This window comes from Streptomyces sp. NPDC003720 (assembly GCF_042875075.1).
Taxonomy (GTDB): domain Bacteria; phylum Actinomycetota; class Actinomycetes; order Streptomycetales; family Streptomycetaceae; genus Streptomyces.
In genome coordinates this window covers 72364-93880 of sequence record NZ_JBIANZ010000011.1, presented here as the reverse complement: position 1 = coordinate 93880, position 21517 = coordinate 72364, and the positions used below count along the sequence as shown (strand labels likewise).

Below are 21517 nucleotides of genomic sequence, written 5' to 3'. Positions count from 1 at the left end.
GTCGGGTACGGCCCGGTCCGCTCGACGCACCGTCAATTGCCGTGCCGGGCACGGCGACCGCATCCTTCCGTGGTGACCCGGACTCCGCCGCCCGCCCCGTCCCGCCGTTCCGTGCTGCGCTCGCTCACCGGCGCCGCCGCGCTCGGCACCCTCGCCGGCTGCGGGGTGCCCGCCGCCTACGTCGAGCCCGGCGACCGGTCCGTGCCCGACGAGTCCGCCGCCGACCGCAGGCTCGCCTGGGCGAACTGGCCGCTTTACATCGACACCGACGACGACGACGCGAGCCGCCGGCCCACGCTGGACGCCTTCGAGAAGCACACCGGGATCTCCGTCGGCTACACCGAGGAGATCAACGACAACGACGAGTTCTTCGGCAAGATCAGCCCCGCGCTGATGAACCACCAGCGCACCGGGCGCGACCTGATCGTCATCAGCGACTGGATGTGCGCGCGGTTCGTCCGGCTCGGGTGGGTGCAGCGGATGGACCGCTCCCGCCAGCCCAACGTGGCCGAGCACCTGGACCCGCTGCTGCGCTCGCCCGCCTTCGACCCCGGCCGGAGGTCCACGGTGCCGTGGCAGTCCGGCATCACCGGCATCGCCTACGACCGCCGCCGGCTGGGCCGCGAGATCAGGGGAGTGGCGGACCTCTGGGCGAGCGACCTGAAGGGCAGGGTGACCCTGCTCTCCGGACTGGACGAGGCGTTCGCGCTGCTGATGCAGGGCGACGGGGTGGACATCACCCGGTGGACCGCGGACGACTTCCACCGGGTCTGCGACCGGGTGGAACGGGAGGTCCACCGGGGCCAGATCCGCCGCTTCACCGGGAACGACTACACCAAGGACCTGGTCAGCGGCGACGTCCTCGCCTGCCAGGCCTACTCCGGCGACGTCATCCAGCTCCAGGCGGACAACCCCGACATCCGCTTCGTCGTCCCCGAGGAGGGTGCCGAACTGTGGTCGGACTCCCTGATGATCCCCGACCGGGCCCGCCACAAGTCCAACGCCGAGCGCCTGATCGACTACTACTACGAACCCGAGGTCGCCGCGAGGCTCGCCGCCTGGGTCAACTACGTCTGCCCCGTCCCGGCGGCCAGGGAGGTCCTGGCCGCGTCGAGGGACAAGGACACCGCCGCGCTGGCCGGCAACCCCCTGATCTTCCCCGACTCCACGCTGCGCGGACGGCTGGCCGTCGCCCGCGACATCACCTCCGCGGAACGCCCGGAACTGGCGAAGCGGTGGAACACGATCGTGGGGCTCTAGCGGGACCCCAGGGGCGCCGGCCGGAAGGCCCAGTCCATCCTCGGTTCCAGCGCGAACCGGAAGACGCGGCGGACGGGCGGGGCGCACAGCGCGGTCACCAGGGCGGCGGCCAGCACGGAGACGGTGATCTCACCGACGGGGGTGTGCGGCCAGAGGTGGCCGGACCAGTGCCAGTGGTTCGCGGCCTGGACGAAGAAGCCGTGCAGCAGGTAGCCGTAGAGCGTGCCCGCGCCCAGCGAGGTGAACCGCAGACGGCGTCCCGGTACCCAGGCGAAGAAGCACGCGGTCAGTGTCACGGAGCAGCCGAACAGCGCCGCGGTCATCACGGGCCCGTACCAGGCGGGCACCGCGAAGGCCGCGGCGGCGGAGCGGTGGAAGAGCCACGCGTCGTCCATCCTGGGCACCGCCCAGTAGGCGAAGGCGAGCGCGCCCGCGAACACCGGTACGGCGAGAACGCGCACCAGGCGGCGGCGCACCAGCCGGAAGTGCTCCCGCCTCAGGCCCAGGCCCAGCACGAAGTACGGCAGGAACTGCAGCGTGCGCTGCAGGTCGAGGTCCTTGCCGATGGACGGGGACAGGGTCGCCAGCGCCGCCACACCGAGCGCGAGCGGCAGCGGATGGGGCACGAGCCTGAAGACCGGCGAGAGAAGCCGCCAGATCAGCAGGGCGGCCAGGAACCAGGTCAGGTACAGCGGGTCCAGCAGGCTGACCGGCCGGTCCGGCACGCCGTCGGTCCACCGGGTGAAGTAGGTGTACGCCGTCTCGAAGACGACGTAGGGGACCACGACGCCGGTGACGAGACGCCTGATGTTCTTCGGAGTGGCCTCGAAGGTGCGGGAGAAGTAGCCGGAGATGACGATGAACGCCGGCATGTGGAAGGCGTAGACGAACATGTAGAGCGCGCTGACCGCACGGCTTCCGGAGCGCAGCGGCTCCCACGCGTGTCCCATCGCGACCAGGACGATCGCCAGGTACTTCGCGTTGTCGAAGAACGCGTCCCGCCGCGCGGGCGGTTGGCGATCGGCGTGCGGCGCGGGCACGGGCACGCTCGCGGCGGCGTCGCCGGCCGGTCTCGCGTCGCCGGCCGCCGTCCTGGCCTCGAAGTGCGGCATTCCGTGCGTCTGACCGCTCCCGGGCGCGCCAAACGCGTGCCCGGGAGCGGACGGGAGGGGTCAGTTCCTCCCGCCGTCGCCGACGTACGCCGCCAGGTGCTCGCCCGTCAGGGTTGAGCGGGCCGTGATCAGATCGGCGGGGGTGCCCTCGAAGACGATCCGGCCGCCGTCGTGGCCGGCGCCGGGGCCGAGGTCGATGATCCAGTCGGCGTGCGCCATGACCGCCTGGTGGTGCTCGACCACGATGACCGACTTGCCGGCGTCGACGAGCCGGTCGAGCAGGCCCAGCAGTTGCTCGACGTCGGCGAGGTGCAGGCCGGAGGTGGGTTCGTCGAGCACGTAGACGCCGCCCTTGTCCCCCATGTGGGTGGCCAGCTTCAGCCGCTGCCGCTCGCCGCCGGACAGGGTGGTCAGCGGCTGGCCGAGGGTGAGGTAGCCGAGCCCGACGTCCGAGAGCCGGGTGAGGACGCGGTGCGCGGCCGGGGTGCGCGCCTCGCCGTCGCCGAAGAACTCCTCGGCCTCGGAGACGGACATCGCGAGCACCTCGCTGATGTCGCGGCCGCCGAGGCGGTACTCCAGCACCGACGCCTCGAACCGCTTGCCCTCGCACTCCTCGCAGGTGGTGGCGACGCCGGCCATCATCGCCAGGTCGGTGTAGACGACGCCGGCGCCGTTGCAAGTGGGGCAGGCGCCTTCGGAGTTGGCGCTGAACAGGGCCGGCTTGACGCCGTTGGCCTGGGCGAACGCCTTGCGGATCGGGTCGAGCAGCCCGGTGTAGGTCGCCGGGTTGCTGCGCCGCGAGCCGCGGATCGGGGTCTGGTCGACCGACACCACGCCGGCGCCGGCCGGGATCGAGCCGTGCACGAGGGAGCTCTTGCCGGACCCCGCGACACCGGTGACGACGGTGAGCACCCCGAGCGGGATGTCGACGTCGACGTCGCGCAGGTTGTTCGCCGACGCCCCGCGGATCTGCAGCGTGCCGGTCGGCTCGCGCACCGTCTTCTTGACCGCCGCCCGGTCGTCGAGGTGACGGCCGGTCAGCGTGCCGCTGGCGCGCAGGCCGTCGAGGGTGCCCTCGAAGCAGACGGCGCCACCGGCCGTTCCGGCGCCGGGGCCGAGGTCGACGACATGGTCGGCGATGGCGATCAGCTCCGGCTTGTGCTCCACGACGAGCACCGTGTTGCCCTTGTCCCGCAGCCGCAGCAGGAGTTCGTTCATCCGCTGGATGTCGTGCGGGTGCAGACCCGCGGTGGGCTCGTCGAAGACGTACGTGACGTCGGTGAGCGAGGAGCCCAGGTGGCGGATCATCTTCACGCGCTGCGCCTCGCCGCCCGAGAGAGTGCCCGCCGGCCGGTCGAGGGCGAGGTAGCCGAGGCCGATCTCCACGAACGAGTCCAGGGTCTGCCGCAGCTTCGCCAGCAGCGGCGCCACCGACGGCTCGTCCAGGCCGCGCACCCACGCGGCCAGGTCGCTGATCTGCATCGCGCACGCGTCGGCGATGCCGACCTTGCCGATCTTCGACGACCGGGCTCCCTCGTTGAGCCGGGTGCCGTCGCAGTCGGGGCAGGTGGTGAAGGTGACCGCGCGGTCCACGAACTCCCGGATGTGCGGCTGCATCGCCTCCCGGTCCTTGGCGAGCATCGACTTCTGGATCCGCGGGATCAGACCCTCGTAGGTCATGTTGATGCCCGCGATCTTCATGCGGACCGGCTCGTGGTGCAGGAAGTCCCGCAGTTCCCTCTTGGTGTACTTGCTGATCGGCTTGTCCGGGTTGTAGAAGCCCGACTCGCTGTAGAGCCGGTAGTTCCAGCCGCCCGCCTTGTAGCCGGGGATGGTGAGCGCCCCCTCGCTCAGCGACTTGGAGTCGTCGTAGAGCTGGGTGAGGTCGATGTCGGAGACCTTGCCACGGCCTTCGCAGCGCGGGCACATGCCGCCGGTGATGCTGAAGCTGCGCCGCTCCTTCACGGTCTGCCCGGCGCGCTGCACGGTGACCGCGCCCGCTCCGCTGATCGAGGCGACGTTGAAGGAGAACGCCTTGGGGGAGCCGATGTGCGGCCGCCCGAGCCGGCTGAAGAGGATGCGCAGCATCGCGTTGGCGTCGGTGGCGGTGCCGACCGTGGAACGCGGGTCGCCGCCCATCCGCTGCTGGTCGACGGTGATCGCCGTCGTGAGCCCGTCGAGCACGTCGACGTCGGGCCGGGCGAGAGTCGGCATGAAGCCCTGTACGAAGGCGCTGTACGTCTCGTTGATCAGCCGCTGCGACTCGGCCGCGATGGTGTCGAACACCAGTGAGCTCTTGCCGGAGCCGGAGACACCGGTGAACACCGTCAGCCGGCGCTTGGGGAGCTCGATGCTGACGTCCTTGAGGTTGTTCTCGCGCGCGCCGTGCACCCGGATCAGGTCGTGGCAGTCGGCGACGTGCGGCGCAGGCGGCTGGGTGGCGTCCGTCCTCGTGGCCATGTCCTTGGTGTCTCCATCCGTCGGGGGCGTCGCCCGGCTCGGTCCCTCGGCTCGGTCCTGGCAGCACGCTAGCCGCGCGTCCCGGCCCGGCGCTTCTCGATTCCTGACCGGTCCGCCGATTTCTCGTCCGGACGTAGTTTTGAACATGTTCAAATCATGGGTACGCTGCTGCCATGAGCGACAGAGCCGCCCTGCTCCGGGGCATCCGCGTCTGGTTGGTCCTCTTCGTCGTATGCCTCGTGCTCAGCGGGGCCACCGCGTTTCCGCTGGTGCACGAGCTGCGCTGGACGGAGAGCGGACTGCGGGCGCTGAACGCGCCCGAACTGCTGCCGGGACTCATGGAGTGGATCTCGCGGGTGCGCGAGGGGCTCGACGCCGCCGACGCCGAATATCCGTTCGTCCTCTACGGCACGGACTGGCTGGCCTTCGCGCACCTCGTCATCGCGGTCGCCTTCTACGGGCCCTACCGCGACCCGGTGCGCAACGTCTGGGTCGTCGAGTTCGGGATGATCGCGTGCGCCGGGATCATCCCGCTCGCCCTCGTGTGCGGGCCGGTCCGCCAGATTCCCTTCTGGTGGACGCTGATCGACATGTCCTTCGGGGTGTTCGGCGTCGTCCCGCTGTACGTCGTCCGCCGGAAGATCAAGCGGCTCGAGGCGCTCACGGTGCCGGCCGCCGCGGCGCCGGCGCCCGCGGGCTGACCGGCGCGCTGACCGGCGCCGCGGCCGGCCGGATCAGCCGGCCACGCGCAGCGCGTGCAGGGCGTCGACGCGGTTCGTGGTGATCGAGTCGACGCCCAGGCCGAGCAGCCGGCGCAGGGAGCGGCGGGTGTCCGGGGTCCACACGGACAGCAGATACCCGTCCCGGTGGACGCGGGCCGCCAGGTCCCGGTCGACCAGGGAGAAGCGGTAGTTGAGCCAGCGGGGGCGCACCGCGTCCAGCAGTGCGGGGCGCGGCGGGGCGAGCGTCGTCCAGGTCAGGGCGATCTCGGCGGCCGGATCGGCGGCCCGGACGGCGAGCATGGCCTCGGCGCCCGCGCAGTAGTACACCCGGTCCCCGGCGCCGCTCTTCCGGACCACGTCCATGACCGCCCGCACGGTCCGGCGGTCGACCCGGCCGCACAGGTCCACCATCACCCGGCTGCCGTCCGTCGCGGCCAGCGCCTGCTCCAGCGTCGGCACCCCGCCCGCGGTGAGCCCGCTCAGCTCGGCCGCCGACAGCGAGCGCAGCGGCCGGCGGTGCCCCCACAGCCGCTCCAGCGTCTCGTCGTGCAGCAGCACGGGGACGCCGTCGCGGGTGAGCCGTACGTCGATCTCGACCGCGTCCGCGCCCAGGCCGGACGCGCAGCGCAGCGAGTCGAGGGTGTTCTCGCGGAAACGGTAGGGGGCGCCGCGGTGGGCCACGGCGGTCACGGTCTGCATGGCCCCCATTGTGCGGGGCGCCCCCGCCGGGCAGCCCTCCGGGCGGTGCGCCGGGCGGCGCACCGGTCGGGCCCCAAACCCGTGTCCGACCGGGGCCTCAGGGGGCGAGCCGGCCCCGGCCCGGGTTTCAGGGGGCGAGCCAGGCCTCGGTGTAGGCGTCGATCTCCGCCGCGATGCGCGTCTTGCCCGCCGCGTCCAGGAAGGACGCCTCGACGGCGTTCTTCGCCAGGCCGGCCAGCCCCCGCTCGTCCAGTTCGAGCAGGCGCGCGGCCACCGCGTACTCGTTGTTGAGGTCGGTGCCGAACATCGGCGGGTCGTCGGAGTTGATCGTGACGAGCACCCCGGCCCGGGCGAACTCCTTGATCGGGTGCTCGTCCAGGGCGGCGACCGCGCGGGTGGCGATGTTGGAGGTCGGGCAGACCTCCAGCGGGATGCGGTGCTCGGCGAGGTGGGCGAGCAGCCGGGGGTCCCGGGCGGAGCTGGTGCCGTGCCCGATGCGCTCGGCGCGCAGCTCGGTCAGCGCGTCCCACACCGTCTCCGGGCCGGTCGTCTCGCCGGCGTGCGGGACGGAGTGCAGGCCGGCGGCGATGGCGCGGTCGAAGTACGGCTTGAACTGCGGGCGCGGTACGCCGATCTCGGGGCCGCCGAGTCCGAACGACACCAGGCCCTCCGGGCGGATCCGGTCGTCGGTGGCCAGCCGGGCGGTCTCCTCGGCGGACTCCAGACCGGCCTCGCCGGGGATGTCGAAGCACCAGCGGAGCACGGTGCCGAACTCGGCCTCGGCCGCCTTGCGGGCGTCCTCTATCGCCGACATGAACGCCGTCTCCTCGATGCCGCGCCGGGTCGAGGAGAACGGGGTGATGGTCAGCTCGGCGTACCGCACCTGCTGCCGGGCCAGGTCGCGGGCCACCTCGTAGGTCAGCAGCCGGACGTCCTCCGGGGTGCGGATGAGGTCCACCACGGACAGGTAGACCTCGATGAAGTGCGCGAAGTCGGTGAACGTGAAGTAGTCGGCCAGGGCCTCGGGGTCGGTGGGGACCTTGGAGTCCGGGTGGCGGGCGGCCAGTTCGGAGACGATGCGCGGGGAGGCGGAGCCGACGTGGTGGACGTGCAGTTCGGCCTTGGGCAGTCCGGCGATGAAGGCGTGCAGATCGCGGTCGGGCGTGCCGGCGGCGGGTACCGAGCGGGATGCGGCGCTGCGGTCGGTCAAGGGTTCCTCCCCGGGAACGGCGCCCGCGGACCGAGATCCGTGGTCCGGGCGCGGGTGATCGGCTGATCGGTGATCCGGGGGTCATCGTAGGCCGGGCCGGCGGCGGCGCCCGTGGCGCCCGGGGGAACGGCGACCCGGCGCGGGGCCCCGGAACCGACGCTTTACCATGGCCTGACCATCGATGGAGGGGCGGGGACGTGGCGGACCAGGGACAGCAGGGCGCGGGCGGGGGCGGGGGCTTCGACCCGTGGGCGCCGCCGGAGAGCAAGCCTTCGCTGGAGAAGGGCCCGCGGCCGGGCGCGCCCGGGCAGCAGCCCCCCGCGCAGCAGCCCCCGGTGCAGGACCAGCCGCCCGGTCAGGCCCCGCAGCCCCCGGCCGCCGGTCCGCAGCAGCCGCCGGCGCCGCAGCCGTCCGTGCACGACCAGGCCACCATGATCTCGGCGCCGGGCCCCGGCTTCGGCGCGCCGAACTACGGTCCCCCGGCCCCGCCGCCCCCGGCCCAGGGCTCCCAGGGCTGGTCCGAGTCCGCCATGCCGCCCCCGCCGGCCGCGCCCGGCGGCCCGGGCCCCGCCGCCCCCGGCGGGTACGGCTACCCCGCGTACCCGCAGCAGGGCTACGGCTGGCCGGGCATGCCGATGGGCCCGCAGAACGGCATGGGCACCGCGGCGATGGTGCTCGGCATCCTGTCCATATGCCTGTTCTGCCTCTACGGCGTGGTGTCGCTCGTGCTCGGCGTGATCGCGGTGGTGCTCGGGGTCAAGGGCAAGAAGCGGGCCGAGCGGGGCGAGGCCACCAACCACGGTCAGGCCCAGGCCGGCTTCATCACCGGCATCATCGGGATCATCGTCGGCCTCGCCACCATCGCGTTCTTCGTGTTCGTCATCGCGGTGGCCGTCAACGAGGACAAGAAGCACGACAGCGAGTACGACGACCCGTACTACAACTCCGCGCCCCGGGTCTCGGCACCCGTGCTGACGCAGGGCTGATCCCGGTCCCGGGGGCGGCCCGGTCCAGGGCCGCCCCCGGGGCTCAGCGCGCGGACGCGGCGAGCCGCTCGCGCGCCTCCATCAGCGCGAACCCCAGCAGGTTCGGCCCCCGCCAGCGCTCGGGGTCCGAGGCCGCCTCGTCGCCGGCCGCCAGCCCGATGCCCCACACCCGGTCCACGGGGCTCGCCTCCACCAGGACCCGGTCGCCGGTGCCGAGCAGGAACGCGCGGAGGTCCGCGTGCGCGGCGAACTTGTGCGCACTGCCCTCGACCACGATCCGGAAGCGTTCCCGCTCCCAGGTCGCCCCGTCGAAACCGCGGACCAGCCGCCCGGCCTTCTTGGCCTCCGCGGGGTGCTCCGCCGCGAGCACCCGGCGCTCCGCCTCCGCGTCCCCGAACAGCCGGGCCTTCTGCGCCATCATCCAGTGCTCGGCCGTCGCGTAGTGAACCTCCTCCACCACGAACGGTGACGGCCACCACTGGCTCAGACAGCTCGCGCCGATCCGGCCGTCCGGCAGCGGCCGGTGCCCCCAGAAGTGCAGGTACTTGATCCGGGCCCCGGCCCGTACCTCTCTGATCAGGGCCTCCACCCCGTCGATCCTCCCCATGCACGCGAGTGTGGCACGCACCACTGACACTCCGTCCGTCCTTTTCCGTGCCGACTCGACACCTGGTCGACAGATTCCGTCGCGTAACCAAAAGGCAACAACGGAATCACTTGTTGGAGTGCACTCCCTCTGTCAGGATCGGCACTCAAATCGAGCTGGAGCTACGCCACCCACCCCTCGGGGAACGGGACGAACGGCGGAGGAGAGCGACATGCACAACCCGGGCAGCACCGCCAACCCGGAGCGATTTCCCGCCCAGGACCGCCTCGCGGACGGCGCGCAGTTCATCGCCGGCCGGCTGACGAAGGGCACCTCGGGACGCACCCACACCGTGGTCGACCCGGCCACCGGCGAGGAGGTGTACACCTACGACCTGGCCGGCGCCGACGACGTCGACGCGGCCGTCGCCGCGGCACGCGCGGCCTTCCCCGGCTGGGCCGGCGCCACCCCCGGCGAGCGCTCCGACGCCCTGCACCGGTTCGCCGCCGTGCTCGCCGAGCGCGCCGAGGAGTTCGCCCGCGCCGAGTCCCTGCAGTGCGGCAAGCCGCTGAAACTCACCCGCGAGTTCGACGTGCCGGGGACGATCGACAACACCGCCTTCTTCGCCGGCGCCGCCCGCCATCTGCAGGGACAGGCGGCCGGCGAGTACTCCGGCGACCACACCTCGTACGTCCGGCGCGAGCCGATCGGCGTCGTCGGATCGATCGCGCCCTGGAACTACCCGCTGCAGATGGCCGCCTGGAAGATCCTCCCGGCCGTCGCCGCGGGCAACACCATCGTGCTGAAGCCCGCCGAGCTGACGCCGCTCACCTCGCTGCTGTTCGCGCAGGCCGCCACGGACGCGGGCATCCCGGACGGCGTGATCAACATCGTCACCGGCACCGGCCGGGAGGCCGGCGAGCGCCTCGTCGGCCACCCGGACGTGGCCATGACCTCCTTCACCGGGTCCACCGCCGTGGGCAAGCGGGTCGCCGAGCTCGCCACCGCCACGGTCAAGCGCCTCCACCTGGAGCTGGGCGGCAAGGCGCCGTTCGTCGTCTTCGACGACGCGGACCTGGAGGCGGCCGCCAACGGCGCCGTCGCCGGCGCCCTCATCAACACCGGCCAGGACTGCACGGCCGCCACGCGCGCGTACGTGCAGCGACCGCTGTACGAGGCCTTCGTGGAGCGGACGGCCGCGCTGATGGAGACCGTGCGGCTCGGCGACCCGTTCGCGCCCGGCACCGACCTCGGCCCGCTCGTCTCGCACGCCCAGCGCGACCGGGTCGCCGGCTTCGTGGACCGGGCGCGCGGCTACGCGCGCGTGGTGACCGGCGGCGAGGCCCCCGGCGGAGACCTGGGCAAGGGCGCCTACTACCGGCCAACCCTGGTCACCGGCGCGGCCCAGGACAGCGAGATCGTCCAGTCCGAGATCTTCGGCCCGGTGCTGGTCGTCCTGCCGTTCGACAGTGACGACGAGGGCATCCGGCTGGCCAACGACACCCCGTACGGCCTGGCCGCCTCCGCCTGGACCGGCGGCGTGTACCGGGCCGGGCGCGCCACCCGCGAGATCAAGGCCGGCTGCGTGTGGATCAACGACCACATCCCGATCATCAGCGAGATGCCGCACGGCGGCTACAAGGCCTCCGGCTTCGGCAAGGACATGTCGGCGTACTCGTTCGAGGAGTACACCCAGGTCAAGCACGTAATGTTCGACAACACCGCGGTGGCAAGGAAGGACTGGCACCGCACCGTGTTCGGGGACCGCTAGCGACAACCGGCCGCAGACCAGGCCGACCCCATCCGAAAGGGCACCACGCGCATGGAGCAGTACGAGCCCGACCGCCTCACCCCGGCCCAAGTGGCCGCCATGCGGCGCAGTCTGCGCAACGGCAGGGCCGCGATGACCCGCCGGTCGCTGCTGCGCGCCTCCGCGGGCGGCGCGCTCGCGGTCGGCGGTCTCGGGGCGCTGAGCGGCTGCGGCATCCCCGCGGCGGGCAAGACCGCGGGCGGCACGTCAGCCGAGGACCACTCGGCGCAGGAGAAGACCGTGAACTTCTCCAACTGGACCGAGTACATCGACGTCGACGACAGCGGCAAGCACCATCCCACGCTCGACACGTTCCGCAGGCGGACCGGCATCACGGTCAAGTACACCGAGGACATCAACGACAACAACGAGTTCTTCGGCAAGATCAAGCCGCAGCTCGCCGCCGGCCAGGCCACCGGCCGCGACCTCGTCGTCCTCACCGACTGGCTGGCCGCCCGGCTGATCCGCCTCGGCTGGGTCCAGAAGCTGGACCCGTCCAACCTGCCGCACGCCTACACCAACCTGTCGCCGCAGTTCCGCGATCCCGACTGGGACCCCGGCCGCGCCTACTCGTACCCCTGGCAGGGCATTCCCACGGTCATCGCCTACAACAAGAAGGCGCTCGACGGCATCGAGGTGAAGTCGGTCTCCGACCTGCTCGACAACCCGAGGCTCAAGGGGCGCGTCTCCTTCCTGTCCGAGATGCGCGACAGCATCGGCATGACCCTGCTCGACATGGGCAAGGACCCGGCGAAGTTCACCGGCGACGACTTCGACGCGGTGACAGCCCGGCTGCAGAAGGCCGTCGACAAGGGCCAGATCCGGCGCTTCACCGGCAACGACTACACCTCGGACCTGACCAAGGGCGACATCGCCGCCTGCGTCGCCTGGGCCGGGGACGTGGTCCAGCTCAAGCACGACAGCCCGGACGTCGACTTCGTCATCCCGGACAGCGGCTACATGACGTCGACCGACAACATGCTGGTGCCGAACAAGGCGCGCCACAAGACGAACGCCGAGCGGCTGATCGACTTCTTCTACGAGCCGGAGCAGGCCGCCGCGCTCGCCGCGTACATCAACTACGCGACTCCCGTCGACGGCGTGAAGCCCTACCTTGCGAAGATCGACAAGGACGCGGCGAACAACCCGCTGATCGTCCCGGACAAGGCCATGCAGGCCAGGTCGCACTCCTTCCGCTCGCTGAGCCAGAAGGAAGAGACGGCCTACGAAGAGAAGTTCGCGAAGCTCACAGGGGCGTGACGACCATGACGACAGACACCAGCGGCGACGTCCGCCTCTCCGGTATCAGCAAGACCTACGACAACGGCTTCACCGCCGTGCAGCCGCTCGACCTGACCGTGCCGCAGGGTTCCTTCTTCGCCCTGCTCGGCGCCTCCGGCTGCGGCAAGACGACCACCCTGCGCATGATCGCCGGCCTGGAGGACCCCTCCTCCGGCACCGTGCACCTCGGCGACCAGGACGTCACCCGGCTGCCGCCGTACAAGCGCCCGGTGAACACGGTCTTCCAGTCCTACGCCCTCTTCCCGCACCTCGACATCTTCGAGAACGTCGCCTTCGGCCTGCGCCGGCGCGGCGTCAAGAGCGTCAAGAAGCAGGTCGAGGAGATGCTGGAGCTGGTCCAGCTCGGCGAGCAGGCGCGCAAGAAACCGCACCAGCTCTCCGGCGGCCAGCAGCAGCGGGTCGCGGTGGCCCGTGCCCTGATCAACCACCCGAAGGTGCTCCTCCTCGACGAGCCCCTCGGCGCCCTCGACCTCAAGCTCCGCCGCCAGATGCAGCTCGAGCTCAAGCGCATCCAGACCGAGGTCGGCATCACCTTCGTGCACGTCACCCACGACCAGGAGGAGGCCATGACGATGGCCGACACGGTCGCGGTGATGAACGCCGGCCGGGTGGAGCAACTGGGCTCGCCCAGCGACCTGTACGAGAACCCGCGCACGACCTTCGTGGCGAACTTCCTCGGCACCTCCAACCTCATCGAGGCCGAGGTCGACACCAGCAGCGGCGACGACATCGTGCTCAAGGCCGGCGGCGGCAAGCTGGTGCTGCCCCGGGCCCGGTGTTCCGCGCCGGCGACGGCCGGAGGCAAGGTGCTGGTCGGCGTCCGCCCCGAGAAGATCGCACTCGCGCACGCCGACGACGCCGGCACCATCCCCGAGGGCCGCAACCGCCTCACCGGCAGGATCGCCGACGCCAGTTTCATCGGCGTCTCCACGCAGTACGTCATCGACAGCCCCGTCTGCGACGAACTCGCGGTCTACGTCCAGAACATCGAGCGCGACGGCCGCCTGGTCCCCGGCGCCGAGGTCGTCCTGCACTGGAACCCGGCGCACACCTTCGGCCTGGACGCGGCCCAGGACATCGACGCGGGTGTCGAGACCGTCGAGGAAGAGGCCGCCTGACCATGTCGACGCTGCAAGAGGCGCCACCGCCCCTCGCCACCGCCGAACCGGCGCCGAAGCCCCCGCGCGGGCGCGGCCGGTTCACCCCGTACTGGCTGCTGCTGCCCGGCCTGCTGTGGCTGGTCGTGTTCTTCGCGCTGCCGATGATCTACCAGGCCTCCACGTCCGTGCAGACGGGCTCCCTGGAGGACGGCTACAAGGTCACCTGGCACTTCGCGACCTACTGGGACGCCCTGGCCGAGTACTGGCCGCAGTTCCTGCGCTCCGTCCTGTACGCGGTCGCCGCGACCGTCCTGTGCCTGCTGCTCGGCTACCCGCTGGCCTACCTCATCGCCTTCCGGGCGGGCCGCTGGCGCAACCTGATCATGGTGCTGGTGATCGCGCCGTTCTTCACCAGCTTCCTGATCCGCACCCTGGCCTGGAAGACGATCCTCGCCGACGGCGGTCCGGTCGTGCACGCGCTGAACTCGCTGCACATCCTGGACCTGACCGACTGGATCGGCTGGACGGCGGGCGACCGCGTCCTCGCCACCCCGCTGGCGGTGGTCTGCGGTCTCACGTACAACTTCCTGCCGTTCATGATCCTGCCGCTGTACACCTCGCTGGAGCGGATCGACGGCCGGCTGCACGAGGCGGCCGGCGACCTGTACGCCAAGCCCTGGACCACCTTCCGCAAGGTGACCTTCCCGCTGTCGATGCCGGGCGTGGTCTCCGGCACGCTGCTCACCTTCATCCCCGCCACCGGCGACTACGTCAACGCCGAACTCCTCGGCTCCACCGACACCCGCATGATCGGAAACGTCATCCAGACCCAGTTCCTGCGGATCCTGGACTACCCGACCGCGGCTGCGCTCTCCTTCATCCTCATGGCCGCGATCCTGCTCATGGTCACGGTCTACATCCGCCGGTCCGGGACGGAGGATCTGGTCTAAATGCCCTTCGTCACCTGGCTCAAGCGCCGTCTCGTGGTCATCGCCGGACTGTGCACCCTCGCCTATCTGCTGCTGCCGAACGTCGTCGTCACCGTGTTCTCCTTCAACCGGCCGAAGGGGCGCTTCAACTACGAGTGGCAGCAGTTCTCCACGGCGGCCTGGAAGGACCCGTGCGGGGTCGCCGACATGTGCGGCTCGCTGTCCCTCAGCCTCCAGATCGCCTTCTGGGCGACGGTCGGGGCCACCCTCCTCGGCACCATGATCGCCTTCGCGCTGGTCCGCTACCGCTTCCGCGCACGGTCCGCCGTGAACTCGCTGATCTTCCTGCCGATGGCCATGCCCGAGGTCGTCATGGCGGCCTCGCTGCTCACCCTGTTCCTCAACATGGGCGCCCAGCTCGGCTTCTGGACGATCCTGATCGCGCACATCATGTTCTGCCTCAGCTTCGTCGTCGTCGCGGTCAAGGCGCGCGTGATGTCGATGGACCCGCGTCTGGAGGAGGCCGCCCGGGACCTGTACGCCGGCCCGGTGCAGACGTTCCTGCGGGTGACCCTGCCGATCGCGGCGCCGGGCATCGCGGCGGGCGCGCTGCTGTCGTTCGCGCTCTCCTTCGACGACTTCATCATCACCAACTTCAACGCCGGTTCGACCGTCACCTTCCCCATGTTCGTGTGGGGCTCGGCGCAGCGCGGAACGCCGGTGCAGATCAACGTCATCGGCACGGCCATGTTCCTGGTCGCCGTGCTGTTCGTGCTGGTCTCGATGCTCATCACCAACCGCCGCAGCAGCCAGAAGGCGTAAAAGCCCTGTAGGGAGTTGAAATCATGGCCCCGAGCGCCATGAGTCGTGGCAAAGACAACTGGATCTCCGCCCTCTCCGAAGCCCAGCCGGTGCCGTACTGGCTGGAAGACCCGGGCAAGCCCCGCCCGGAGCCCGCGCTCACCGGCGCCGAGACCTGCGACCTGCTGGTCGTCGGCGGCGGGTACAGCGGACTGTGGGCCGCGCTCGTCGCCAAGGAGCGCGATCCGCAGCGGGACGTGGTGCTGCTGGAAGGCCGCGAGGTGGGCTGGGCCGCCTCCGGCCGCAACGGCGGCTTCTGCGCCGCCTCGCTCACCCACGGCCTGCCCAACGGCCTGACCCGCTGGCCGGACGAGATCCACCGGCTGGAGGAGCTGGGCCGGCGCAACCTCGACGGCATCGAGGCCGCCGTCGCCCGGTACGGCATCGACTGCGACTTCGAGCGCACCGGTGAGATCGACGTGGCCACCGAGACCTACCAGGCCTGGGAACTGCGCGACTGGCACCGGGAACTGGAGGAGAAGGGCCTCGCCGACGGCATCGAGTTCCTGGACGCCGACGCGGTGCGCGAGCAGGTCAACTCGCCCACCTTCGAGGCGGGCCTGTGGGACCGCCGGGGCGTGGCCATGCTGCACCCGGCCAAGCTGGCCTGGGGCCTCAAGCGGGCCTGCCTGGAACTCGGGGTGCGCGTCTACGAGCACACCCCCGCCCTCACCCTGAAGCAGTACGGCGCCGGGATGGCCGTACGCACCCCGTACGGCACGGTCCGCGCCCGCGGGGTCGCGCTCGGCACGAACATCTTCCCGAGCCTGCTGCGGCGCGTGCGCTCGTACACCGTCCCGGTCTACGACTACGCGCTGATGACCGAGCCGCTGAGCGCCGGTCAACTGGAGTCCATCGGCTGGAAGAACCGCCAGGGCCTCGGCGACTCGGCTAACCAGTTCCACTACTTCCGGCTGTCCGCCGACAACCGGATCCTGTGGGGCGGCTACGACGCCGTCCACCACTACGGCGGCCGGGTGCGCGCCGAGTACGACGACCGCCCGGAGACCTACGCCAAGCTCGCCGGGCACTTCTTCACCTGCTTCCCGCAGCTCGAGGGCGTCCGCTTCACCCACGCCTGGGGCGGCGCGATCGACACCTGCTCGCGCTTCTCCGCGTTCTTCGGCACCGCCCACCAGGGCAAGGTGGCCTACGCGGCGGGCTACACCGGCCTCGGCGTCGGCGCCACCCGCTTCGGCGCCGAGGTGATGCTGGACCTGCTGGACGGGGAGCGCACCGAGCGGACCGAGCTGGAGATGGTGCGCCGCAAGCCGCTGCCGTTCCCGCCGGAGCCCTTCGCGTGGACCGGCATCGCCCTGACCAAGTGGTCGCTGGCCCGCGCGGACGCGCACGGCGGCCGGCGCAACCTGTGGCTGCGCACGATGGACCGGCTCGGGCTCGGCTTCGACAGCTGACCCCGGCGCGGGGTGAGGCGGCTCACTCGAAAGAGAAGCGGCAACCCGCGTAATGCACCCAGGACGGCCTCCTTCTTCCTTCTGGACGCGACCGCGTCCGGAACGCAGAGGGAGGTCTTCTTGATGAGTACGGCCAAGACGGCGATCGAATGGCTGGTGGCCGTCGCGCCGGACCCGGACGCCTGCCGCTGGGCGTGGGAGCGCAATCCGCTCGGAGTCGCGCTGCTGCCCGCCGGCCGGGCCTGGGACGTGCTGATCCTGCCGGGGGAGCTCGGGTATCCGACGCTCGACGTGCTCACCCGCGTGCTCGGCCGCCCCGGCCCGGTGCTCGTCGACTTCGGCGACAGCCGGGTCGGCTTCTTCGTGCCGCCCGGCACCGCGGCCCGCTGGCTGGGCACCGGCGTCCGCACCGCCGGAGCCGGGACCTGGATCGTCGTGCCGTACCCCGGCCGGGCGACCCGGAGCGTGCGCTGGCTGGTGCCGCCGGACGGCTCGGGGACGCTGACCGACCCCGCGCTGCTGGAGCTCGCGATGCACGAGGCGGCGGCGGAGCTGGCCCGGGGCGGGCTAGGGACGGACAGCGGCTCGACCCCTTGACAACCGGATTGGTCTGGACCAAGTTGAGTGCGCTCCGCTCCTCCAACTCCCCACGCACCGGAGGCCCTTGTGCACCGCGCCAGACGCGACCGACGCCCCAGATCCCCGCTCGCCCTGTTCACGGCCGCGCTGCTGGCCGTACCAGGCGTCACCGCGCTCTCGTCGGCCGCCCACGCGGCCGACGCGGACCTCGCGAAGAACGGCGGCTTCGAGTCCGGCCTCGACGGCTGGACCTGCACCGCCGGGACGACGGTCACCTCACCCGTGCACACCGGCGCTTCCGCGCTGCAGGCCACCCCGGCCGGCAGCGACAACGCCCAGTGCGCGCAGACGGTGACCGTGCGGCCGAACGCGCAGTACACCCTGTCCGGCTACGTCCGCGGCTCCTACGTCTACCTGGGCGCGACCGGCACCGGCACCACCGACGTCTCCACCTGGACCCAGTCCGCCGCCGACTGGCAGAAGCTGACCACCACCTTCACCACCGGCGCCGCCACCACGAAGGTGACGGTGTACACGCACGGCTGGTACGGCACCGGCGCCTACTACGCCGACGACATCTCCCTGACCGGCCCGGGCGGCGGCACGCAAGCGCCGCCCGCCGCGCCCACCGGCCTGAAGACCGGCGCCGTCACCTCGTCCTCCGTCGCCCTGTCCTGGTCGGCGGTGGCCGGCGCCACCGGCTACGCGGTCTACCGGGACGGCGTCAGGGTGCAGACGGCGAGCGGCACCTCGGCCACCGTCACCGGACTCGCGCCCTCGACGGCGTACGGCTTCCAGGTCACCGCGACCAACGACGCGGGCGAGTCCGCGAAGTCGGCCACCGTGACCGCCACGACCCCGGCCGGCACCGGCGGCGGCTCGCCCGGCCTGCCCGCGCACGCGCTGGTCGGCTACCTCCACACCACCTTCGCCAACGGCTCCGGCTACACCCGCCTCGCCGACGTGCCCGACAGCTGGGACGTCATCGACCTCGCCTTCGGCGAGCCGACCTCGGTCACCTCCGGCGACATCCGGTTCGACCGCTGCCCGGTCACCGAGTGCCCGAACGTGGAGAGCGACGCCGACTTCAAGGCGGCCGTCAGGGCCAAGCAGGCGGCCGGCAAGAAGGTGCTGATCTCCATCGGCGGCCAGAACGGCCAGGTCCAGCTCACCACCACGGCCGCGCGGGACGCCTTCGTCGCCTCGGTCTCGAAGATCATCGACGACTACGGCCTGGACGGCCTCGACATCGACTTCGAGGGCCACTCGCTCTCCCTGAACACGAACGACACGGACTTCAGGAACCCCACCACCCCGGTGATCGTCAACCTGATCTCGGCCCTGAAGACCCTGAAGGCCAGATACGGCTCGAAGTTCGTGCTGAGCATGGCGCCGGAGACCTTCTTCGTGCAGAACGGCTACCAGTACTACGGCACCGGCAAGTGGGGCGGCCAGGACCCGCGCTGCGGGGCGTACCTCCCGGTCATCCACGCCCTGCGCGACGACCTGACGCTGCTGCACGTCCAGGACTACAACTCCGGCCCGATCATGGGCCTGGACAACCAGTACCACTCCATGGGCGGCGCCGACTTCCACATCGCGATGACCGACATGCTGCTCACCGGCTTCCCGGTGGCCGGCGACGCGAACAACGTCTTCCCGCCGCTGCGCCCCGACCAGATCGCCATCGGCATGCCGGCCTCGGTCAACGCGGGCAACGGCTACGTCTCGCCGTCCGAGGTCACCAGGACCCTGGACTGCCTCACGAAGAGGACGAACTGCGGCTCGTACGCGACCCACGGGACCTGGCCCGCCCTGCGGGGTCTGATGACGTGGTCGGTGAACTGGGACCGCTACGCGAACTGGGAGTTCGAGAAGAACTTCGACGCGTACTTCGGCTGAGCACGACGCGCGGTACGAGGAACAGGGCGGTCAGCAGCACGGTGCTCAGGCACCAGCTGGCCACCACGTCCAGCGGCCAGTGCCAGCCCCGCCGGACCAGACCGTAGGAGACGCCGAGCACGAGGGCCGCGCAGCAGCCGACGAGGAGCCGGCGGGCGGCGGGGGAGCGGAGCCAGGGAAGCAGCAGCAGGGCCGTGGAGCCGTACGCGATCGCCGCCGTCGCCGTGTGGCCGGACGGGAAGTACCCGGTCCCCGGGGGCACCACCGGTGTCCCCGGGCGGGCCGTCCACTCCTTCAGCGGGACCACGATCGCCGGGACCAGCGCCATCAGGGCCGCCGCGACGGCCGGCCGCAGCCACCACAGGTCCGCTCCCGCCGTCCGGCCGCGCCAGGCGACGTACCCGGCGGCCAGGAGCAGCACGGGGACCGCCACCTCGACGTTGCCGAGGTCGGAGAGGCCGCCGGAGAACCGGTCCGGATGGACCAGGGCCTGGCTGAGCCGCTCGTCCGCACGCGTCAGCGGACCGCCGTCGATCACCTGCCAGGTGATCACCGCGAAGAGGGCGAGAAGGACGAGGCACAGACCCAGGAGCACAGTCATGAGGGACAGACTGGCAGGTTTCGGCCGGGAAGGAGGTCGGCCGCCCAGGAACAGGGGGGGTGGTTCCGGGGCGGCCGTCCGGACCGGAACGTCGCTCGCCCCGGGGGGTTTGGGGCGGCGACCGTCCGATCGGTGAGGAGATCCCGGAGCCGTCAGGCCCCGGTTGTGTGCGCGAGGGCACGACCAGGTCGAAGCTGGGGAGGCCCCGGCCTGAGCTCGCCCGCAGTCCCCTGCGGGCGGGGTGTATCTCTCATCTGGGTAGAACCTACGGCAGGCCGGGACGCTTGGGCAGACGGAATCGCGTCCCGCCATCCACCCCGCACACCTTCTTCACACGGCCTGCCGCAGGGACTGTCCATCGGTGCGGCCGGGTCGCTCAGATGCGCGAGAAGGCCTGCTCGATGATGTCGAGGCCCTCGTTCAGCAGGTCCTCGCCGATCACCAGCGGGGGCAGGAAACGCAGCACGTTGCCGTAGGTGCCGCAGGTGAGCACCAGCAGGCCCTCGGCGTGGCAGGCCTTGGCGAGCGCCGCGGTGGCCTCCGGGTTCGGCTCCTTGGTGGCGCGGTCCTTGACCAGCTCGATGGCGATCATCGCGCCGCGTCCGCGCACGTCGCCGATGATGTCGAACTTCTCGGCCATGGCGCCGAGGCGGGCCTTCATGACCGCCTCGATGTCCTTGGCCCTGGCGTTGAGGTCCTGCTCCTTCATCGTCTCGATGGCGCCGAGCGCACCGGCGCAGGCCACCGGGTTGCCGCCGTAGGTGCCGCCGAGGCCGCCCGCGTGCGCGGCGTCCATGATCTCGGCGCGACCGGTGACGGCGGCCAGCGGCAGACCGCCGGCGATGCCCTTCGCGGTGGTGATCAGGTCCGGGACGATGCCCTCGTCCTCGCAGGCGAACCACTGGCCGGTGCGGCAGAAGCCGGACTGGATCTCGTCCGCGACGAACACGATGCCGTTGTCGGCGGCGAACTGGCGGATGGCCGGCAGGAAGCCCTTGGCCGGCTCGATGAAGCCGCCCTCGCCGAGCACCGGCTCGATGATGATCGCGGCCACGTTGTCCGGGCCGACCTGCTTGGTGATCTGGTCGATGGCCTGCTTGGCGGCCTCCGGACCGGCGTTCTCCGGGCCGGTCGGCCAGCGGTAGCCGTAGGCGACCGGGACGCGGTAGACCTCGGGGGCGAACGGACCGAAGCCGTGCTTGTACGGCATGTTCTTCGCGGTCAGCGCCATGGTCAGGTTCGTGCGGCCGTGGTAGCCGTGGTCGAACACGACGACCGCCTGGCGCTTGGTGTAGGCACGCGCGATCTTGACGGCGTTCTCGACCGCCTCGGCGCCGGAGTTGAACAGCGCCGACTTCTTCGCGTGGTCGCCCGGGGTCAGCTCGGCGAGGGCCTCGGCGACCGCCACGTAGCCCTCGTACGGGGTGACCATGAAACAGGTGTGGGTGAAGTCGGCGAGCTGGGCGCTCGCACGCCGCACGACGGCCTCGGCGGAGGCGCCCACCGAGGTCACGGCGATGCCGGAACCGAAGTCGATCAGGCGGTTGCCGTCGACGTCCTCGATGATGCCGCCGCCGGCGCGGGTGACGAAGACCGGCAGCGTGGAGCCCACGCCCTGCGCGACCACGGCGGTGCGTCGGGCCTGAAGTTCCTGCGACTTCGGGCCGGGGATGGCGGTGGCGACGCGGCGCTCCTGCGGAAGTGCGGTCATGGGGGGCTCCCTGTGATCTTGCGTACCGGGTGTTCCCGGGGGTTCCGGACGGTGCGTTTTTCGGACGCTTGTCTCTTTATTCGCAGGTTAGGGCCGGGGAAGGAGGGTGGGCATGCTCCATGTGGGCGTTGTCGGCCGGGCCCGTTGTCCGTCGTGGACATAGCGACGGACGGCGAATGCGCCAGGACCGTCCGTCCGCCCGGCCGCGTAAGCGGTGAACTCCCGTTCCCGGGGCGTTAGATTGGCTCGCTGACGGTGGACGGAACGGCAGG

Annotated in this window: 16 protein-coding genes and 2 pseudogenes; 11 read left to right on the top strand and 7 right to left on the bottom strand. The window is 71.3% G+C overall.

The window, feature by feature from the left end; all coding sequences use genetic code 11:
* Nucleotides 1-72: 72 nt before the first annotated feature.
* The gene (locus ACFYU0_RS28535; RefSeq protein ID WP_351664260.1) at nucleotides 73-1260 is read left to right on the top strand and encodes a spermidine/putrescine ABC transporter substrate-binding protein; all 1188 of its coding nucleotides are present in this window, start codon (nucleotides 73-75) and stop codon (nucleotides 1258-1260) included.
* Here ACFYU0_RS28535 and ACFYU0_RS28530 read toward each other — a convergent pair.
* Both ACFYU0_RS28530 and ACFYU0_RS28525 read right to left on the bottom strand, forming a co-directional pair.
* Nucleotides 1257-2372, bottom strand: a complete 1116-nt coding sequence (locus tag ACFYU0_RS28530) for an acyltransferase family protein (RefSeq protein WP_389304873.1) — start codon at nucleotides 2370-2372, stop codon at nucleotides 1257-1259. The genes ACFYU0_RS28535 and ACFYU0_RS28530 overlap by 4 nt on opposite strands.
* A 60-nt stretch (nucleotides 2373-2432) precedes the next feature.
* Entirely contained in the window at nucleotides 2433-4832 is a 2400-nt protein-coding gene (locus tag ACFYU0_RS28525) for an ATP-binding cassette domain-containing protein (protein WP_389304871.1), read from the bottom strand.
* 173 nt (nucleotides 4833-5005) lie between these two features.
* Here ACFYU0_RS28525 and ACFYU0_RS28520 point away from each other — a divergent pair, with 173 nt between their 5' ends.
* On the top strand, nucleotides 5006-5533 hold the full coding sequence (locus ACFYU0_RS28520; RefSeq protein ID WP_351664254.1) for a hypothetical protein: 528 nt from the start codon (nucleotides 5006-5008) through the stop codon (nucleotides 5531-5533).
* A 33-nt stretch (nucleotides 5534-5566) separates the two neighbouring features.
* Here ACFYU0_RS28520 and ACFYU0_RS28515 read toward each other — a convergent pair whose 3' ends face one another.
* Nucleotides 5567-6253, bottom strand: a complete 687-nt coding sequence (locus ACFYU0_RS28515; protein ID WP_389304868.1) for a glycerophosphodiester phosphodiesterase — start codon at nucleotides 6251-6253, stop codon at nucleotides 5567-5569.
* 127 nt (nucleotides 6254-6380) lie between these two features.
* Nucleotides 6381-7537 (bottom strand): annotated as a pseudogene (locus ACFYU0_RS28510) (adenosine deaminase).
* 123 nt (nucleotides 7538-7660) lie between these two features.
* Here ACFYU0_RS28510 and ACFYU0_RS28505 point away from each other — a divergent pair.
* The gene (locus ACFYU0_RS28505; protein WP_351664250.1) at nucleotides 7661-8449 is read left to right on the top strand and encodes a DUF4190 domain-containing protein; all 789 of its coding nucleotides are present in this window, start codon (nucleotides 7661-7663) and stop codon (nucleotides 8447-8449) included.
* Nucleotides 8450-8492: 43 nt separating this feature from the next.
* Here ACFYU0_RS28505 and ACFYU0_RS28500 read toward each other — a convergent pair whose 3' ends face one another.
* Nucleotides 8493-9056: an NADAR family protein gene (locus ACFYU0_RS28500; protein WP_389304866.1), complete on the bottom strand. Its 564-nt coding sequence runs from the start codon at nucleotides 9054-9056 to the stop codon at nucleotides 8493-8495.
* A 211-nt stretch (nucleotides 9057-9267) separates the two neighbouring features.
* Here ACFYU0_RS28500 and ACFYU0_RS28495 point away from each other — a divergent pair, with 211 nt between their 5' ends.
* The 8 genes from ACFYU0_RS28495 to ACFYU0_RS28460 all read left to right on the top strand — a co-directional run bounded on the left by ACFYU0_RS28495 (nucleotide 9268) and on the right by ACFYU0_RS28460 (nucleotide 18933).
* The gene (locus ACFYU0_RS28495) at nucleotides 9268-10806 is read left to right on the top strand and encodes a gamma-aminobutyraldehyde dehydrogenase (RefSeq protein ID WP_351664246.1); all 1539 of its coding nucleotides are present in this window, start codon (nucleotides 9268-9270) and stop codon (nucleotides 10804-10806) included.
* A gap of 51 nt (nucleotides 10807-10857) precedes the next feature.
* Nucleotides 10858-12105, top strand: coding sequence for a PotD/PotF family extracellular solute-binding protein (locus tag ACFYU0_RS28490; RefSeq protein ID WP_389304864.1), 1248 nt, complete (start codon nucleotides 10858-10860; stop codon nucleotides 12103-12105).
* On the top strand, nucleotides 12102-13265 hold the full coding sequence (locus tag ACFYU0_RS28485) for an ABC transporter ATP-binding protein (RefSeq protein ID WP_351664243.1): 1164 nt from the start codon (nucleotides 12102-12104) through the stop codon (nucleotides 13263-13265). The genes ACFYU0_RS28490 and ACFYU0_RS28485 overlap by 4 nt, the downstream gene beginning before the upstream one ends.
* 2 nt (nucleotides 13266-13267) lie before the next feature.
* Entirely contained in the window at nucleotides 13268-14197 is a 930-nt protein-coding gene (locus tag ACFYU0_RS28480) for an ABC transporter permease (protein ID WP_351664242.1), read from the top strand.
* A complete protein-coding gene (locus ACFYU0_RS28475; RefSeq protein ID WP_389304861.1) occupies nucleotides 14198-14998 on the top strand; it encodes an ABC transporter permease in 801 nt (266 codons plus the stop codon).
* Nucleotides 14999-15021: 23 nt separating this feature from the next.
* Nucleotides 15022-16452: an FAD-dependent oxidoreductase gene (locus ACFYU0_RS28470; protein ID WP_351664240.1), complete on the top strand. Its 1431-nt coding sequence runs from the start codon at nucleotides 15022-15024 to the stop codon at nucleotides 16450-16452.
* Between the two features lie 123 nt (nucleotides 16453-16575).
* Nucleotides 16576-17049: a hypothetical protein gene (locus ACFYU0_RS28465; protein WP_351664239.1), complete on the top strand. Its 474-nt coding sequence runs from the start codon at nucleotides 16576-16578 to the stop codon at nucleotides 17047-17049.
* A gap of 69 nt (nucleotides 17050-17118) precedes the next feature.
* Entirely contained in the window at nucleotides 17119-18933 is a 1815-nt protein-coding gene (locus ACFYU0_RS28460; protein ID WP_389304858.1) for a chitinase, read from the top strand.
* Nucleotides 18934-19006: 73 nt separating this feature from the next.
* On the opposite strand, the pseudogene ACFYU0_RS28455 reads toward ACFYU0_RS28460, so the two are convergent.
* Both ACFYU0_RS28455 and gabT read right to left on the bottom strand, forming a co-directional pair.
* Nucleotides 19007-19261, bottom strand: a pseudogene (locus ACFYU0_RS28455) (phosphatase PAP2 family protein); the annotation flags it as partial.
* A 649-nt stretch (nucleotides 19262-19910) separates the two neighbouring features.
* Complete coding sequence (gene gabT / locus ACFYU0_RS28450) at nucleotides 19911-21245, bottom strand: 4-aminobutyrate--2-oxoglutarate transaminase (protein WP_351664237.1); 1335 nt, start codon at nucleotides 21243-21245, stop codon at nucleotides 19911-19913.
* Nucleotides 21246-21517 lie beyond the last annotated feature (272 nt).

Coding starts and splice junctions, on each gene's coding strand:
- ACFYU0_RS28515 (WP_389304868.1), bottom strand. CDS start 6,253: ATGCAGACCGTGACCGCCGTGGCCCACCGCGGCGCCCCCTACCGTTTC.
- ACFYU0_RS28525 (WP_389304871.1), bottom strand. CDS start 4,832: ATGGCCACGAGGACGGACGCCACCCAGCCGCCTGCGCCGCACGTCGCC.
- ACFYU0_RS28465 (WP_351664239.1), top strand. CDS start 16,576: ATGAGTACGGCCAAGACGGCGATCGAATGGCTGGTGGCCGTCGCGCCG.
- ACFYU0_RS28470 (WP_351664240.1), top strand. CDS start 15,022: ATGGCCCCGAGCGCCATGAGTCGTGGCAAAGACAACTGGATCTCCGCC.
- ACFYU0_RS28495 (WP_351664246.1), top strand. CDS start 9,268: ATGCACAACCCGGGCAGCACCGCCAACCCGGAGCGATTTCCCGCCCAG.
- ACFYU0_RS28520 (WP_351664254.1), top strand. CDS start 5,006: ATGAGCGACAGAGCCGCCCTGCTCCGGGGCATCCGCGTCTGGTTGGTC.
- ACFYU0_RS28500 (WP_389304866.1), bottom strand. CDS start 9,056: ATGGGGAGGATCGACGGGGTGGAGGCCCTGATCAGAGAGGTACGGGCC.
- ACFYU0_RS28490 (WP_389304864.1), top strand. CDS start 10,858: ATGGAGCAGTACGAGCCCGACCGCCTCACCCCGGCCCAAGTGGCCGCC.
- ACFYU0_RS28530 (WP_389304873.1), bottom strand. CDS start 2,372: ATGCCGCACTTCGAGGCCAGGACGGCGGCCGGCGACGCGAGACCGGCC.
- ACFYU0_RS28480 (WP_351664242.1), top strand. CDS start 13,268: ATGTCGACGCTGCAAGAGGCGCCACCGCCCCTCGCCACCGCCGAACCG.
- ACFYU0_RS28475 (WP_389304861.1), top strand. CDS start 14,198: ATGCCCTTCGTCACCTGGCTCAAGCGCCGTCTCGTGGTCATCGCCGGA.
- gabT (WP_351664237.1), bottom strand. CDS start 21,245: ATGACCGCACTTCCGCAGGAGCGCCGCGTCGCCACCGCCATCCCCGGC.